Annotated in this window: 16 protein-coding genes; all 16 read right to left on the bottom strand. The window is 45.4% G+C overall.

Features of this window, described 5'->3' with window-relative positions; all coding sequences use genetic code 11:
* Nucleotides 1-383 precede the first annotated feature (383 nt).
* Nucleotides 384-1,904, bottom strand: coding sequence for a lysine--tRNA ligase (gene lysS, locus M2444_RS32345; protein ID WP_179085871.1), 1,521 nt, complete (start codon nt 1,902-1,904; stop codon nt 384-386).
* 156 nt (nt 1,905-2,060) lie between these two features.
* Nucleotides 2,061-2,540 (bottom strand): transcription elongation factor GreA, encoded by a 480-nt coding sequence (gene greA / locus M2444_RS32340; RefSeq protein WP_042183910.1) that lies wholly within the window; start codon nt 2,538-2,540, stop codon nt 2,061-2,063.
* A gap of 201 nt (nt 2,541-2,741) precedes the next feature.
* Nucleotides 2,742-3,758, bottom strand: a complete 1,017-nt coding sequence (gene dusB / locus M2444_RS32335) for a tRNA dihydrouridine synthase DusB (RefSeq protein WP_280789020.1) — start codon at nt 3,756-3,758, stop codon at nt 2,742-2,744.
* Nucleotides 3,759-3,798: 40 nt separating this feature from the next.
* A complete protein-coding gene (locus M2444_RS32330; protein ID WP_234540301.1) occupies nt 3,799-3,993 on the bottom strand; it encodes a helix-turn-helix domain-containing protein in 195 nt (64 codons plus the stop codon).
* Nucleotides 3,960-4,511 carry a 2-amino-4-hydroxy-6-hydroxymethyldihydropteridine diphosphokinase gene (folK, locus tag M2444_RS32325; protein WP_094871974.1) on the bottom strand — a complete coding sequence of 184 codons (552 nt, stop codon included), beginning with the start codon at nt 4,509-4,511 and terminating at the stop codon, nt 3,960-3,962. Before folK ends, M2444_RS32330 begins: the two co-directional genes overlap by 34 nt.
* A gap of 11 nt (nt 4,512-4,522) precedes the next feature.
* Complete coding sequence (gene folB, locus M2444_RS32320; RefSeq protein WP_042183904.1) at nt 4,523-4,885, bottom strand: dihydroneopterin aldolase; 363 nt, start codon at nt 4,883-4,885, stop codon at nt 4,523-4,525.
* Nucleotides 4,886-4,915: 30 nt separating this feature from the next.
* Nucleotides 4,916-5,773, bottom strand: a complete 858-nt coding sequence (folP, locus tag M2444_RS32315; protein WP_280789019.1) for a dihydropteroate synthase — start codon at nt 5,771-5,773, stop codon at nt 4,916-4,918.
* Nucleotides 5,770-6,651, bottom strand: a complete 882-nt coding sequence (locus M2444_RS32310; protein ID WP_280789018.1) for an aminotransferase class IV — start codon at nt 6,649-6,651, stop codon at nt 5,770-5,772. The genes folP and M2444_RS32310 overlap by 4 nt, the downstream gene beginning before the upstream one ends.
* A complete protein-coding gene (pabA, locus tag M2444_RS32305) occupies nt 6,648-7,229 on the bottom strand; it encodes an aminodeoxychorismate/anthranilate synthase component II (protein ID WP_042123170.1) in 582 nt (193 codons plus the stop codon). Before pabA ends, M2444_RS32310 begins: the two co-directional genes overlap by 4 nt.
* The gene (locus M2444_RS32300) at nt 7,226-8,770 is read right to left on the bottom strand and encodes an anthranilate synthase component I family protein (RefSeq protein ID WP_280789022.1); all 1,545 of its coding nucleotides are present in this window, start codon (nt 8,768-8,770) and stop codon (nt 7,226-7,228) included. Before M2444_RS32300 ends, pabA begins: the two co-directional genes overlap by 4 nt.
* A 386-nt stretch (nt 8,771-9,156) precedes the next feature.
* The gene (gene cysK / locus M2444_RS32295) at nt 9,157-10,095 is read right to left on the bottom strand and encodes a cysteine synthase A (RefSeq protein ID WP_042123166.1); all 939 of its coding nucleotides are present in this window, start codon (nt 10,093-10,095) and stop codon (nt 9,157-9,159) included.
* 174 nt (nt 10,096-10,269) lie between these two features.
* Entirely contained in the window at nt 10,270-11,214 is a 945-nt protein-coding gene (locus tag M2444_RS32290) for a peptidylprolyl isomerase (protein WP_280789017.1), read from the bottom strand.
* An 8-nt stretch (nt 11,215-11,222) separates the two neighbouring features.
* Nucleotides 11,223-12,107: an Hsp33 family molecular chaperone HslO gene (gene hslO / locus M2444_RS32285; protein WP_094871984.1), complete on the bottom strand. Its 885-nt coding sequence runs from the start codon at nt 12,105-12,107 to the stop codon at nt 11,223-11,225.
* Between the two features lie 47 nt (nt 12,108-12,154).
* Entirely contained in the window at nt 12,155-12,922 is a 768-nt protein-coding gene (locus M2444_RS32280; RefSeq protein WP_094871986.1) for a type III pantothenate kinase, read from the bottom strand.
* Nucleotides 12,919-13,794, bottom strand: coding sequence for a carboxylating nicotinate-nucleotide diphosphorylase (nadC, locus tag M2444_RS32275; protein WP_280789016.1), 876 nt, complete (start codon nt 13,792-13,794; stop codon nt 12,919-12,921). Before nadC ends, M2444_RS32280 begins: the two co-directional genes overlap by 4 nt.
* Entirely contained in the window at nt 13,784-15,400 is a 1,617-nt protein-coding gene (gene nadB / locus M2444_RS32270; RefSeq protein ID WP_094871989.1) for an L-aspartate oxidase, read from the bottom strand. The genes nadC and nadB overlap by 11 nt, the downstream gene beginning before the upstream one ends.
* Nucleotides 15,401-15,438 lie beyond the last annotated feature (38 nt).

Raw genomic sequence — 15,438 nt, 5'->3', positions numbered from 1 at the left:
ATTTTGAAACATCTGACGAGAAAATTAATTCTCTAATTTTGGAATTCACTTTCGTGATTTCCTACTCACTCGTTGTTCAGTTTTCAAAGATCAAGTTCTCGTTGGCGCCGTTTAATGTCTCAGCAGCAACTCTTATACTATATCATGTCCGTCTATTTAATGTCAAGCTCTTTTTTTAACTTCTTTTTCGAGCTCGGCATGTGTATTTCTTGGCCGGACTTAGAATATATCATGTATAGAGATTCATTGCAACACTTTTTTCAAATAAATAAGTATTAAGCTATATATCCTCAAAACGATACCAGAACCTTTACCTTCTGATCAACAGTAGCCAAGGAGAACCGCCGCTAGACAGCTCCCCTGTGCTCATTGTTGTATAAATACTATTCGTTTGTACGGTTACGCATATGCGGGAACAGCAGTACATCACGAATAGATGCAGAATTGGTAAGCAACATGATCAAACGGTCTACACCGATTCCCAGTCCACCTGTAGGAGGCATACCATATTCCAAAGCACGGATGAAGTCATCGTCCATTTCATGAGCTTCGTCATTACCTTGCTCTTTCTCCTGGATTTGCGCTTCAAAGCGTTGACGCTGGTCGATCGGATCATTCAATTCACTAAAGGCATTCGCATGCTCACGACCCACAATAAACAATTCAAAACGGTCGGTGAAGCGTGGATCCTCATCGTTTTTCTTAGCGAGTGGTGAGATTTCAACCGGATGTCCCATTACAAAGGTAGGCTGAATCAGAGTTTCCTCTACAAATTGCTCGAAGAAGGCATTAAGGATATGACCGAAAGACATGTGCTTCTCTACAGGTACACGATGCTCTTTTGCCAGAGCCTGTGCCTCCTCATCTGTCATATGAACACTAAAATCAACACCGGTTACTTCTTTAACGGCATCAACCATAGTTACACGACGCCATCCTGGTGACAGATCTACTGGCTTACCTTGATAGTCGACCTGTTGAGTTCCTAATACCTCTTGGGCAATATGAGCGATCATATTCTCCGTAAGGTTCATGATGTCCTTGTAATCAGCATAAGCTTCATACAGCTCAATCATAGTAAACTCAGGATTGTGACGAGTCGAAATTCCTTCATTACGGTATACACGACCGATTTCGTATACTTTTTCCAGTCCACCAACAATAAGACGTTTCAAATGAAGCTCAATAGCAATACGCATATAAAGCTGCATTTCAAGCGTGTTGTGGTAAGTGATGAACGGACGCGCAGCAGCTCCACCGGCAATCGCATGAAGTGTAGGTGTTTCAACTTCAAGATAGCCAAGTGAATCCAAATAACGTCGCATCGATTGAATGATTCTTGAACGAGCAATAAAGGTCTGTTGAACTTCTGGATTAATAATCAAATCAACATAGCGCTGACGGTAGCGCAGCTCTACATCTTTAAGGCCATGATATTTCTCAGGAAGTGGCAACAAGGACTTGGACAAGACTTCGAGATTATGCACTTTAATGGAGGTCTCGCCTGTTTTGGTTTTGAATACTGTTCCGCGAACGCCAATGATATCTCCTAGATCGAGAACATTGAACGCTGCGTATTGCGTTTCAGGAATGCTGTCTTGACGAACATAAAGCTGAATTCTTCCACTGAGGTCTTGGATATGCGCAAAACTGGCTTTACCCATCACACGTTTTGCCATAATGCGACCCGCTATGCTGACTTCAACAGACAGCTCGTCCAATTCTTCTTTTGAAAGTCCATCATACTTCGATACTAGGTCGCCAGCGTTAGCTGTACGCTCATACTTTTTGCCGAAAGGATCGATGCCAAGTCCTCTTAGCTCGTCCAATTTGGCACGGCGGATTTGCAAAAGCTCACTTAGTTCGTTCTCTGCATTCTCCACATTATTCATTTCCTCGGTCATGCTATTCATCCCCTTGCAGATATAAATCCCTTATATTTTGAAAAAAAGCTTCCCTAAGGAAGCTTTCCCAAACAATGTTCCCTTATCTGCCTGTATACAACAAAACTACTTATACATTCGGCAGCACATCTATTTACAGACTATAAGATCTGTACACTACTTCATTCTGATATCGAGAATTTTATATTGAATAACGCCTGCAGGTGTATTAACGTCAACAATCGTGCCTATTTTCTTGCCGATGATGGCTTTGCCTACTGGACTTTCGTTGGAGATCTTATTATTCAGTGGATCGGACTCCGCTGTACCTACGATCGTGTATTCCATAGTGTCACCATACTCCAAATCTTCAACACTTACAGTAACACCGATACTTACCACATCAGTAACGATCTCGTCGCTATTAATGATGCGCGCGTTACGAAGCATCTTCTCCAAGGTGATAACGCGTCCTTCGATAAAAGCCTGCTCATTCTTCGCGTCTTCATACTCCGAGTTCTCACTGATATCTCCGTAGCCAATCGCTACCTTAATCCGTTCAGCAACCTCGCGGCGTTTCACAGATTTGAGGAATTCCAGCTCATCTTCCAGACGCTTTAGCCCGTCCGGCGTAAGGATGACTTCTTTATCGCTCATCTCAACCGATTCTCCTGTCGTATACATTTATTGAAAACACCATACTATATGCTAATCTAGGAGGATAAGAACCCTCCCTGCTGCATTGCACTTACTGTAACGGCGATTTTATACTGTGAAATTATATTGGAACCGCTACAAAATGTCAATGACACCACATATAAAGTGGGATGTGTTCAAAAAGCGTTAGGAAAATAACGTTTATATTGCGGAAGCAGACATTACATTACCCTTTTTCTCTTCTTCATGCTGTAGTTGAACGACAAAATCATTTAAAATCTTCACCATTCCATCACGTTCTGTCTCTAACATGAGCACATCCTTCACTCGTGCAGCAGATTTCAGGCCTTTTAAATACCAAGCCATATGCTTACGCATCTCCCGAACGGCTACTGCTTCTCCCTTAAGTGCAACCAGCCGATCCATATGAAGAATGGCAACCTTAATCTTCTCATCCAATCCAGGTTCAGGCATCAGTTCCCCGGTGCTTAAATACTGAATCGTACGGTACAGCATCCATGGATTACCTAACGCACCACGCCCGATCATTACGCCATCACAACCGGTCTGATCCAGCATTGCCCGGGCATCTTCAGGTGTGTTGACATCACCATTGCCGATAACCGGAATGGAGACCGCTTCTTTTGCCATCTTGATATAATTCCAATCCGCACGCCCCGTGTAAAGCTGCTCCCGTGTTCGTCCATGTACACTGACAGCTTTGCCACCGGCACGCTCTACTGCACGCGCATTATCCTCGACAAAAATATGCTCGCTATCCCAGCCAATCCGCATTTTCACGGTTACGGGTTTATCGACAACATCGACAACCGCAGAGACCATTTCATAGATTTTGTCGGGATTCAAAAGCCAGCGGGCTCCCGCATCACATTTAGTTACTTTAGGCACTGGGCATCCCATATTGATATCGATAATATCAGCATTGGTTTCTTTATCAACCACTTTAGCTGCTTGCACCAGTGATTCTCTATCCCCGCCAAAAATCTGCAAACTAAGCGGTTTCTCCCGTTCATCTACAAACAACATTTCGCGAGTACGCGTATTCCCGTGAATAATAGCCTTGTCGCTCACCATTTCCGCACAGACTAAACCTGTACCAAACTCTTTAGCGATTAGACGAAAGGCCGGATTGCACACCCCAGCCATAGGTGCCAGAACAACTTGATTTTTCATCTCAATGTCGCCAATCTTCAGCATTCGTATCACTTCCACTATTCCTATTTGAATTGCTTAAAAATTATGAGTCAGGGTTTACCAATTCTTCGGTTGTAACCCCTAGTACATTCGCAATTTTATCTAAAATTTGATCTTCCAAACGCCTATTTCCCCTCTCGACTGCGCCAAGCACAGCCAAGGAAATTCCAGTGAGATCCGCAAGTTCTTGTTGAGTATAACCTTTTAGCTTGCGGAATGCCCTGACCCTCCGTCCCATACGCTTGTTGTCCACAATCGAATTCCTTCCTTCCCGTCTATGTCTTGAAGCGCTGCTGTAATCAACTTGCGGAGTCCGGAAGTCTGTTCATTCTGTGGAACGATATCACTGAGCGGAAGCATTACAAATGCACGCTCAAACATACGCGGATGCGGTAACGTTAAATGCGGAGTATCAAGTGTCTGGCCCTCTACCCACAATAAATCTAGATCTACCGTTCTCGGTCCATAGCGAATATCCCGGATACGACCCAGCTTCGTTTCGATCCCCAGCATTACTTCCAGCAAGGTCTCTGGCGCAAGCGTCGTGCGCAAAGCTGCTGCCATATTAAGAAACTGCGGCTGATCTAAATAACCTACCGGCTCTGTCTCGTAGACTTTGGAGCAGCGAACTACCGATATTTCATCATGATTATTCAGTCTGTTCAAAGCCTCTGACAGCGTGCCTTCACGGTCGCCCAAATTAGCCCCTAAAGCAATATAAGCCTCTGATTCTTCAGAGGTGGAATGTATATTCATGGACTTTGTTCTCACTTTCTAGTTCTGCGCAGCTCCACAGTCACTCCCTGAAAATGAATGTCGAATGGCGGATGCGGTTTAGTTACCTTTACCGTTACTGCATTGATAACAGTATAAGTGTCCAGTACGGAGGATGCAATATATTCTGCCAGAGCTTCAATTAACTTAAAGGACTTTATTTCGACAATGTTTTTGACCAGTTCATGCACTTCAGCATAGTTTACGGTTTGGTTCAAATCATCGTTCTGGCCCGCTCCCTGTAGATCGAGTTCCAGCTCCAAATCAATGTAAAAACGTTGGCCCAGCTTACGCTCTTCTTCAAACACACCATGATATCCGTAATATTCCATTCGATGCAGTGTCATTTTATCCATCTTTAAACCCGCCCTTTTTATAAAATATCTTTATTCACGCACCAATGGAGGTGCAGCATACAACATCGCATCACACATCTTGACTGTTCGTTTTATCAGAGAAACATCATGCACTCGTACAATTTGGCAGCCCTGAGCAATACCAAAGGCTACTGTAGCTGCGGTACCTTCCACAACATCATCAGCGGGTAAATCAAGTACGGTACGGATGAATTTTTTGCGTGAAGTCGCCAGTAACAGTGGATAGCCAAACTCAGTCAATCCATCCAAAAGCATCATCGCCTGCAAATTTTCATTACAATCCTTCGCAAAGCCGATCCCTGGATCCAAGATGATATTGGCTGGCTTCACTCCTGCGGCTAAAGCAAGATCAATACTTTCCTTAAGGTCTGCCGACATATCCGCACTTAGATTCGTATAATCACGGTCCTGCCGGTTATGCATCAAAATAATGGGACAGTCTGCAGCAGCTGCCACTGCCGCCATTTCCGGATCAGCCTTACAGCCCCATATATCATTAATGATTTGCGCACCAGCAGCAATAGCTTGGCGTGCCACTTCAGCTTTGTAGGTATCTATAGATAACGGGATATGCGGTGCCGCTCGATGAATACTCTCGATGACAGGCAATACACGAGCTAATTCCTCTTCAAGCCCCACTGGTTTATGACCAGGACGGGTAGATTCTCCACCAATATCTATAATATCAGCACCGTCTGCGGCCATTTGTAGCGCATGTTCTACTGCTTTGTCCGGATCATCCCAAAGTCCTCCATCTGAAAAAGAATCCGGGGTTACATTCAGGATACCCATAATCAGCGTTCGATTTCCCAATTCCAAATCAGTATTTCCACAGCGGTATGTCCGCTTGAATATGGCTGGTCTCATTTCGATATTCCCGTCCTTTCTCTATAGAATAAAATCAAATCCGAAGTCATTCTGCCGCAAAGGCCATCGCCTACGGTGAATTTTTTATCTTTTTCCCAAAGCGTTGCGACCGGGACAATTTCTTGTACGGAATTGGTAAGAAATACTTCATCGGCTGTTTTCAACTGTTCCCAATGATATGCGCCTTCTTCTACCCTGATTCCAGCACTACGAGCGAGCTCCATTACCATTTCCCGGGTAATTCCCGGAAGAATCCCAGTTGAGATATCTGGAGTGTGGAGAATATTATTTTTTATAAAAAAGATGTTGCTGACAATGCCCTCTGCTATGACCTCTTGTGCAGTCAACATCAGTCCTTCAGCACCATTGGCCGCAGAGACATAACCTCTAAGCTCACGCTTGGCCAAAATATTATTCATATAATGCAGAGACTTGAATCGAACGGCTCCCTCCGGAGTGTTACGCCGTAAAGACAACAGTTGCAGATCTTTGCCTTCGCTATATATCTTTTCGGATACATTCGGCAGCGCTTTGATGTACAGCAAATAATTAGGTTCGCAATAATCGCCTGAGGGTAATCCGAGAATATCTTCACCAGCGGTCACTGTATAGCGTATATAAGCTTCTTTTAATTCATTTTTATCCATTACACGCTGAATCCACTCCTGCAGCTGATCGACATCCTGCGCAAATGGAATGCCAAGCTCTTTGCACCCCTCTGCCATACGCTTCAAATGACGCTCCAGCAGAAAAGGCACTCCCCTATACGTGCGAAAGGTCTCGAACAATCCTATGCCGTATAAAAAACCGTGATCCAGTGCGGAAACCACGGCTTGTCTTGCATCAATGACACCATTGTTAAATCCTATATATTTCATGCCGTTTCTCCGGCTCTCCGTTTCAAGAAATTACGCAGCATCGTATGACCATGATCCGTAATAATCGATTCCGGATGGAATTGCACACCCTCGATAGGGTATTCTTTATGGCGCAGTGCCATAATCTCCCCTTCTTCGGTCTCCGCTGTAATCTCCAGACAATCCGGCAGACTCTCGCGCTCTACAATCAAAGAATGATATCTTGTTGCTGTGAAAGGAGACTCCAGACCTTCAAATACCGACGTGCCCTTATGATGAATCGGGGATGTCTTTCCATGCATCAAACGCTCTGCACGAATAACATTCCCACCAAATGCTTGCCCTATCGCCTGATGCCCTAGGCATACACCGAAGATCGGAATAATACCTTTGAAATGATGTAACAATTCCAAACTGATCCCCGCTTCATTAGGTGTACATGGTCCTGGTGAAATTAAAATATGATCGGGAGCCATTTTTTCAATTTCTTCAATGGTAATTTCATCGTTGCGGTGTACTTTAACCTCTTCCCCAAGTTCACCTAAATACTGTACGAGGTTATACGTAAAGGAATCATAATTATCGATGACCAAGATCACAGTGTTTCTCCCCCTTCGGCGCCAATGGCAGTTAGCGATTCCTGCTGTTGTTCACTACAGCGTACTGCCTTCACTACCGCTTTGGCTTTATTATGGCATTCACGGTATTCACGGTATGGATCAGAGTCGATCACGATGCCCGCACCTGTCTGAATATATCCGACTCCATCCTTTACAGCCAGTGTTCTAATAATAATATTTAATTCCATATTTCCGTTATAGTCAATAAAGCCCATAGATCCTGTATACGGCCCACGCCGAACCGGCTCCAGCTCTTCAATGATTTCCATTGTTCTTACTTTGGGCGCACCTGTAATCGTTCCCCCTGGGAACAATGCTGCGATTACAGCATAAGCATCCTTATCCGGTGCGACCTGGCCCTCTACCTGTGAAACGAGATGCATCACATGAGAGTAGCGTTCCACCGTCATCAGCTCAGGCACGCTGACGGATCCATATGCAGCGACACGCCCGATGTCGTTGCGCTCCAGATCGACAAGCATGATATGCTCGGCGATCTCCTTTTCGCTCCCGCGAAGCTCCGCCTCCATGGCGGCATCCTCCGCGGGAGTCAGGCCCCGGCGCCGGGTGCCGGCGATTGGCCGGGCGCTCACTTTGTCCCCGTGCAGCTTGACGAGCAACTCCGGTGAAGCGCTGGACAGCGCGAAGCCGGGCGACCGTAAGAGCCCCATGTACGGGGACGGATTGAGCCCTCGCAGCCATTCGTAAACATCCTCCGGCGAGGACTTTAGCTGCGCCTCCTGGCGCAGCGAGAGATTCACCTGAAATACATCGCCTTGACGGATGTATTCCTGAACGTCCAGCACGGCCTGCTGGAACTTCTCAGGCGAGAAGGCCGAGGTCATACCGGGCCACTCTCCTGAGGAATCTGTGAGGGCCTCCATGCTACTTTTGATCTCTTCGTTCAATCCCGAAGCAGTGGATATCAACTGCCACTGCTCTACCATTCGCCCAGCCTGTTCTATAGCACCGAGATAAAGGTTCTGCAAATCCTCCATCCCACATTCTGCTGGAACCGGGACGTGAACAGCACAATAAAGCACATGCTCTTCGTGATCATAAATCCATACCTCATCCATCCTCATAAAGAGATAATCAGGAAAACCGGGATCATCTTGTGCAAGAGACGGTAACCGCTCCAATGAACGAACCACATCGTACCCTAGAAATCCAATACATCCACCGGTAAAAGGGGGAATACCCTGAACGTTTAGACTTGGCGAGGTGAAGCCTGACATCCATTGCTGTAGCAGTTCTAGCGGCTGACCTAGCAGCGTTGTAGTCTCATGTGAACCCTCATCGGCTGTATGACCCAATGATTCGGGAAAAAGGCTAAACACCTCAGCACCTTCTCCCTTGCCCTCTAATATTGATACAGGATTTAACCCTAAGTACGTATAGCGGCCACCCTTGCCACTCTCCAACACTACGGAGTATTCAGAAGCTAGTTCCCAGGCCTTCTTCCAGGATGCGGGCAATTCCCCCGAGCACTTGGGTGATTTTATAATCAAGGGGAACATGCTCCAGTCTTCAGCTGCCCATTGTTCCCACTCATGCCATGTCGTTATGATTTCCAAAGCCATCCTCCTAAAAGTTTTATGGAGCAATTACATCATAGACATCACTACGCAATAAAACTCACTTCGTAAGCATTCGCTTAGTTTTGTCTAGCAACTACTTATTATTAATCATCAGTAGTATATTGCCTGTCAGTATACTGTACTTAAGGCATTATTGAAAAGCCCCCAGCTATAGGAAATTATTATGGCTTTAACTCTTCAGTAATACCACGTCTAGATCGTCATATATCGACAGAACCTTTTGCCCATATAATCAACGAAAAGAGTCTCCATCACCACCAGAAAAGTGGTATGAAGACTCTTATAAATTACGTTATTGCAAACAATTACGCTTCGAAATTATAAAGTGGTGTGCTCAGGTAACGTTCACCATTACTTGGGATGATGACAACTACCTTCTTGCCAGGACCGAGGTCTTTAGCAACCTTAAGTGCCGCAAATACTGCTGCACCGGAAGAAATCCCAGACAAGACGCCTTCTTCTTTAGCTACACGGCGTGCAGTTTCAAATGCTTCATCGTTCTCAACATGAATGATCTCATCATAAATGTCCTGGTTCAGGATTTCAGGAATGAAGTTTGCTCCGATACCCTGAATTTTGTGAGGGCCTGGTTTGCCTCCTGCCAAGATTGGAGAAGCAGCAGGTTCCACAGCATAGATCTTCACGTCAGGATATTTACTCTTCAGCACTTCACCTGCACCCGTGATCGTTCCACCTGTTCCGATACCTGCAATAAAAGCATCCAGTGGGCCACCGATGGACTCAATAGCTTCAACGATCTCAGGTCCAGTAGTCTCACGGTGGATCTTCACATTCGCTTTATTCTTGAACTGCTCTGATGGGAAATAGCTTGGATTTTCTTTCAGAATTTCTTCCGCTTTCTTAACCGCACCATTCATGCCTTCCGATCCTGGAGTCAGAACTAATTCTGCTCCGTATGCACGAAGTAGATTACGGCGTTCCAAGCTCATGGTTTCCGGCATTACGATAACTGCCTTATAACCCTTAGCCGCAGCCACAAGTGCCAAGCCAATCCCAGTGTTACCACTAGTTGCTTCTACAATTGTACCTCCAGGTTTCAGCAGACCTTCACGTTCAGCTTCTTCAACGATGCTGATTGCGATACGGTCTTTTACGCTTGATCCTGGATTCTGATATTCTAATTTCAAATAAATATCTGCGGAGCCTTCCTGTGCCAGACGATTCAAACGAACGAGCGGAGTACCTCCGATCAATTCTGTTACGTTGTTAACGACTTTAGCCATGAGCAAAAACCTCCTTAGAATGATAAATGCGATATAAGAACGTAAATTGTGACTTTACTCTTCTGTATGTGTGTCCCTATTATGCAATAATAACTGCTATAAAGGGGTGTAGATATTAGACTACCGTTAGTTATTTCCGACTAAAACGGTAGGTTTTACATTAATATCATATTATCAATCTTGCAGGCTGTTGTCAATATTTATTGCCACATCATATTTCGTGCGCAAATCACTCTCCACTTGTTGTAAAGAGGGGGCTTGCTCCAAAGCCAGCTCTTGACGTACCAGCGCCCGAATTTCCTTTTGGTCCGGTATATTTTGTGTATGAATACTCTCTAGTCGAATGATAGCGAAGTCGTCCTCTGCCTGAATCGGCCCCGCTATATCACCTTCATCCAAACTAGCAGCGGTCTTAAGCAGTCCCTCCGGCCAAAAAGGGTCATCTTCCTCTACTTTGCCCAAACGTCCTCCTTGCTGCCGACTCTCTGCATCAATGGAAACTTCCCTGGCTAAATCAGCAAAATTCTCGCCCTGCTCCAAGCGATCCATTACTTGCTCGCCTTCATCATAAGATGCAACCTTAATCATGGAGAGTTCCAATTCCCTTTTGGGCGTGAAACGCTCCGTATTTTGGTCTAAATAAGTATCGATATCAGCTTCCTTAATCGTAATACCATCAGTAGCTATTGCTTGTAAGGTTAGACGATAAGCCGTTTCCGCGAACACTTCCTGACGAGATAACCCCAGCTGAGACTGCATTTGAGCATAATACTGTTCTTCCGATCCGTATCCAATCATAGTTCGTGCAAGTTCTTGTTCAACCTCATCGTCGGTCACGGTAATCCCCAGAGCCTTTGCTTCCATCTCCACAACAATATGATTAATCATTCCAACCAGCACTTCGTGCCCATGCTTTTTTTTGAGCTCATCCATCCACTGCTTATCTGTTATCGGTTGTCCGCCTGCAGTCGCTGCATCCGGTGTTTCGTTTTCTGTTGCATCTCCTTTTAGAAGAGCCATTGCACGTAAGCTCCAGAACAATAGACCCCCGAGCATTAAAGTTGCAACAGCCAGAATAACAACCGTATTGCGAAGTGCACGTTCCTGTCTCGTCATCATCCCATGCCCTACGATTTCGCTTGTTCTAAAATGACCTGTAATTCGTCCTTATTAAAAACATAAGCCTCGTTGCAAAAATGACATACAACTTCAGCCTGCTCATCTTCTGCAATTAATCTCTCCAGTTCATCTTGCCCTAAGCTAACCAATGTCTGCTCTACCCGCTCACGCGAACATTGACAAGCAAAGTTAATATCCAGTTCATCCATAACTATCGCATCCGGCAAAAGAATACGCAGCATTTCTTCTGGCTCTAGACCCTGATCAAGAAGTGTTGTCACGGAAGGCATAGCCCCTAGAGCTTTTTCGATCTCCGTAATCTCCGCATCCGTCAGTCCTGGAAGAAGCTGCACGATAAACCCTCCGGCTACAATCACTGACTCATCGGTATCCACTAATACACCTAAGCCAACTGCAGCTGGGGTTTGTTCAGAAACAGCGAAATAATAAGTAAAATCTTCCGCAAGTTCTCCGGAGATGATAGGAATACTACCTCGATAAGGTTCTTTCAAGCCTAAATCCTTTATAATATCAATGAACCCTTCAGTGCCTACGGCTCCAGCAACATCCAATTTCCCCATACTATTGCTAGGTAAGTGAATGTGAGGATGATGTACATAACCGCACACTTCTCCCAACGCATTGGACTCCGCAACGATTTGCCCGATCGGTCCATCCCCTTTAACCATAATGCATAGCTTCTCTCTTCCTTTGAGCATAGCGCCCATCATGGCTGCAGCGGTAACTGTACGTCCAAGTGCGGCTGTAGCCGTTGGATACGTATCATGTCTGCGCCGCAATTCCTCGACCAATTCTGTTGTGCGGACAGCAAACGCTCTCACTTTACCATTCATAGCCGTTCCACGGATAAGTCGATCCTTCTTTTTTTCCATTGGGTGCATAGCCCTCCTATCTCATCGCCCTTTAGGCTTCTTTATCTTTATTGGTTACGGTCATAAATAATTCGTAATCCTTCTAGTGTTAACATAGGGTTTACTTCGTCGATACAATCCGTCTCCCCCGCAATTAGCGAAGCAAGCCCTCCAGTAGAAATAACCTTCAGTTCCGGAGCATTCATCTCGATTTTGATACGCTTTACAATCCCCTCCACTTGGCCTGCATACCCAAAAATAATACCAGCCTGCATAGCGTGAACTGTATTACGTCCGATAACCTTTTTAGGCTTCTCTAACTCAATTCGCGGCAGCTTCGATGCTCGCTGATATAAGGCCTCTGTAGAAATAACAAGACCCGGAACAATCGCTCCTCCGAGATAATTAGCTCCTGCATCGATACAGTCGAAGGTCGTAGCCGTACCAAAATCAACAACAACAAGCGGACATTTATATTGCTCAATCGCAGCAACTGCATTAACAATCCGGTCTGCGCCAATCTCACGCGGATTCTCATAACGAAGATTAAGTCCCGTTTTTATCCCTGGCCCCACGAGTAACGGTTCTTTACCTATATATTTTATACACATATCTACGATAGTCTTAACCAGAGGTGGAACTACCGAGGATATAATTACGCCTTCCACATCTTTGACAGAGATCCCTGACATCTGAAAAAGATTGTGTATCAGCACTCCATATTCATCCACGGTGGATTGGCGCGCAGTACTTAGCCGAAAATGATGCAACAATTCGCGCTTTCTGTATACACCGAGAACAATATTGGTATTACCGATATCTACAGCAAGCATCATGATGAGGACCCTTCCTTCTTGGCATTAAGGTCTAGACTAATATCCAGACTGGAGAAGGAGTACGTAAGGCGTCCTACAGAAATCACATCCACACCTGTTTCTGCGATCCCGCGAACCGTTTCTAACGATACATTGCCGGAAGCCTCTGTCTTGACATGTGGAGCTTTAGCTTTAATCCTGGCCACCGCTTGCTTCATCATCTCGTTAGACATATTATCAAGCATAATAATATCAGCACCTGCTGCCAGTGCCTCTTCTACTTGCTCTAAATTCTCAGTCTCCACTTCAATACTCATCGTATGTGGAATGTTCTTCCGAGCACGGCCTACCGCCTGCCTAATCCCACCTGCACCTTTGATATGATTGTCCTTGATCATAACCGCATCATATAGACCAAAGCGATGGTTAAAGCCTCCACCAACACGAACTGCATATTTTTCCAGCATACGATGTCCTGGTGTAGTCTTACGTGTATCGACTAGACGAGTCGGTAATCCAGCGAGCACCTGTACGAAAGATGCGGTACGTGATGCAACACCCGAAAGGCGCTGCATCAAGTTCAGTGCAAGCCGTTCACCTGTAAGAATTGCATGTGTGCTACCCTCCACCTCGATAATTACAGTCCCTTTTGTCACTGCTTGACCTTCTTCTACAAGGGCTGTAAAGCTAAGCGTAGGATCAACAATTTCAAAAACCAGCTCTGTAATCGGGATACCACAAATGACGCCATCTTCTTTAGCATGAATAATCCCTTTAGATTCATGGCCAACAGGTATCGTCATCTGTGTTGTTACATCCCCGGAGCCAACATCTTCCCGCAGCCAAGCCTTGATGGATTGTACTAGTTCTTCATTGTAACCATTAAACATCATCGCTTAATTCCTCCACTATTCCCAGATCGCGAATTTGAAGCAGGTGCTTGCGCCACTGATCATCACTTCGCTGCGGGTAATCCTCACGGTAATGTGCCCCGCGACTCTCTTCCCGTGCTAGAGCAGACTCTGTCACGAGCAAACAGCAGGTCAGCATATTAGCGAACTCGTATTCCTCGCGTTTAGTCAATACCGATCCAAAGATGGGTAGCTGCCGTTTCAATTCTTCTATTCCCTTAGACAAGGTCTCTTCATTACGTCGTAATCCAGCATATCGAACCATTACCTTTTGTAGCTTCAAACGGCGTTCCACAATAGCTTGCGTTGGCAAATCAACACGCCCTTCGTTACTACTAACTGATAAAACATCACGTCCAAGCGGGGATAATTTGCGAATCCGCTCAATAATACGATGCCCAAAAACAACTGCTTCCGATAATGAATTGCTTGCTAACCGATTAGCACCATGTACGCCTGTGGAAGAAACCTCCCCGCAAGCAAACAAGCGAGGTATCGTACTTTCCCCATTCAGATCGGTCTTAATGCCCCCCATCATATAATGCGCAGCTGGAGCTACTGGAATCCAATCACTTGTAATATCCAGTCCATAGCCCATACATGTCTCATGTATTGTAGGGAAACGATGCTTCACCATTTCCGGGGATTCATGCGTAATATCCAAATAGACAAACGTTGATTTTGTAAGCTCCATTTCACTTACAATAGCCCGAGCTACAATATCTCGTGGAGCTAGCTCAAGCAGCTCATGATAACGCTCCATGAACCGCTCTCCATTAATATTGCGCAACACTGCTCCTTCCCCTCGAACTGCTTCGGAGATTAAGAATCTAGGAGCTCCAGGATAACTTAATGCTGTAGGATGAAATTGAATAAATTCCATATCTCGTATATGAGCGCCGGCACGGTAAGCAATGGCTACCCCGTCGCCTGTAGCTACTTCAGGGTTAGTAGTGTATCTAAATAATTGTCCTGCACCACCAGAGCACAAAATAGTCGCATCCCCTTGCAGGAATAACCGTCCGCCGCCGGGACGCTGCAACAATGCGCCTACACATTCTCCACCTTCAGTGATGAGATCAATGACATAGTGATCATCCCACACCTCAATGTTCTCATGTTCAGCTACCTGTTCAGCCAAAGCACGAACAATCTCGTAACCTGTAGCATCTCCATTAGCATGCAAAATACGACGGTGGCTATGCGCTCCTTCCTGCGTCAAAGCCAGTACCCCATCTTCCTTATCAAAAAGAGTACCTAAACGAATTAGCTCATGAACTCTATCTGGTCCTTCATTAACAAGTGCATCGACAGCTGTGGATGAGCAAAGACCTGCTCCAGCCATTAATGTATCCTGCCGGTGATAAGCAGGGGAATCGTCCTCAGCTATTACAGCTGCGATCCCCCCCTGTGCATAGCGAGTATTACTCTCCATTACTGATTTCTTTGTGATCATAATGACACGCCGATCTTCACTAGCTTTAATAGCCGTGAACAATCCGGCAATCCCTGAACCGATAACAATACAATCTGTTTTTACTTTAGGAATATCCCGAAGATCAAAATCAACCAAATATTGTGGAATCATGACCGCGTTTCACCTGTTTCAACGAAAGAGTAGCGCAT

The organism is Paenibacillus sp. PastF-3 (genome assembly GCF_029893135.1).
Classification (GTDB): Bacteria; Bacillota; Bacilli; order Paenibacillales; family Paenibacillaceae; genus Paenibacillus_AQ; species Paenibacillus_AQ nitricinens.
This window is presented reverse-complemented; position numbering and strand designations above follow the sequence as displayed.

What these genes read in the sequence shown, in the direction of transcription:
- M2444_RS32280 (WP_094871986.1), bottom strand. Translation starts at nt 12,922, where the DNA reads ATGATGCTTGCTGTAGATATCGGTAATACCAATATTGTTCTCGGTGTA.
- lysS (WP_179085871.1), bottom strand. Translation starts at nt 1,904, where the DNA reads ATGACCGAGGAAATGAATAATGTGGAGAATGCAGAGAACGAACTAAGT.
- nadC (WP_280789016.1), bottom strand. Translation starts at nt 13,794, where the DNA reads ATGATGTTTAATGGTTACAATGAAGAACTAGTACAATCCATCAAGGCT.
- cysK (WP_042123166.1), bottom strand. Translation starts at nt 10,095, where the DNA reads ATGGCTAAAGTCGTTAACAACGTAACAGAATTGATCGGAGGTACTCCG.
- M2444_RS32310 (WP_280789018.1), bottom strand. Translation starts at nt 6,651, where the DNA reads ATGAAATATATAGGATTTAACAATGGTGTCATTGATGCAAGACAAGCC.
- M2444_RS32290 (WP_280789017.1), bottom strand. Translation starts at nt 11,214, where the DNA reads ATGATGACGAGACAGGAACGTGCACTTCGCAATACGGTTGTTATTCTG.
- folK (WP_094871974.1), bottom strand. Translation starts at nt 4,511, where the DNA reads ATGAATATACATTCCACCTCTGAAGAATCAGAGGCTTATATTGCTTTA.
- nadB (WP_094871989.1), bottom strand. Translation starts at nt 15,400, where the DNA reads ATGATTCCACAATATTTGGTTGATTTTGATCTTCGGGATATTCCTAAA.
- M2444_RS32300 (WP_280789022.1), bottom strand. Translation starts at nt 8,770, where the DNA reads ATGTTCCCCTTGATTATAAAATCACCCAAGTGCTCGGGGGAATTGCCC.
- folB (WP_042183904.1), bottom strand. Translation starts at nt 4,885, where the DNA reads ATGGATAAAATGACACTGCATCGAATGGAATATTACGGATATCATGGT.
- M2444_RS32330 (WP_234540301.1), bottom strand. Translation starts at nt 3,993, where the DNA reads ATGGGACGGAGGGTCAGGGCATTCCGCAAGCTAAAAGGTTATACTCAA.
- dusB (WP_280789020.1), bottom strand. Translation starts at nt 3,758, where the DNA reads ATGCTGAAGATTGGCGACATTGAGATGAAAAATCAAGTTGTTCTGGCA.
- folP (WP_280789019.1), bottom strand. Translation starts at nt 5,773, where the DNA reads ATGAGACCAGCCATATTCAAGCGGACATACCGCTGTGGAAATACTGAT.
- greA (WP_042183910.1), bottom strand. Translation starts at nt 2,540, where the DNA reads ATGAGCGATAAAGAAGTCATCCTTACGCCGGACGGGCTAAAGCGTCTG.
- hslO (WP_094871984.1), bottom strand. Translation starts at nt 12,107, where the DNA reads ATGGAAAAAAAGAAGGATCGACTTATCCGTGGAACGGCTATGAATGGT.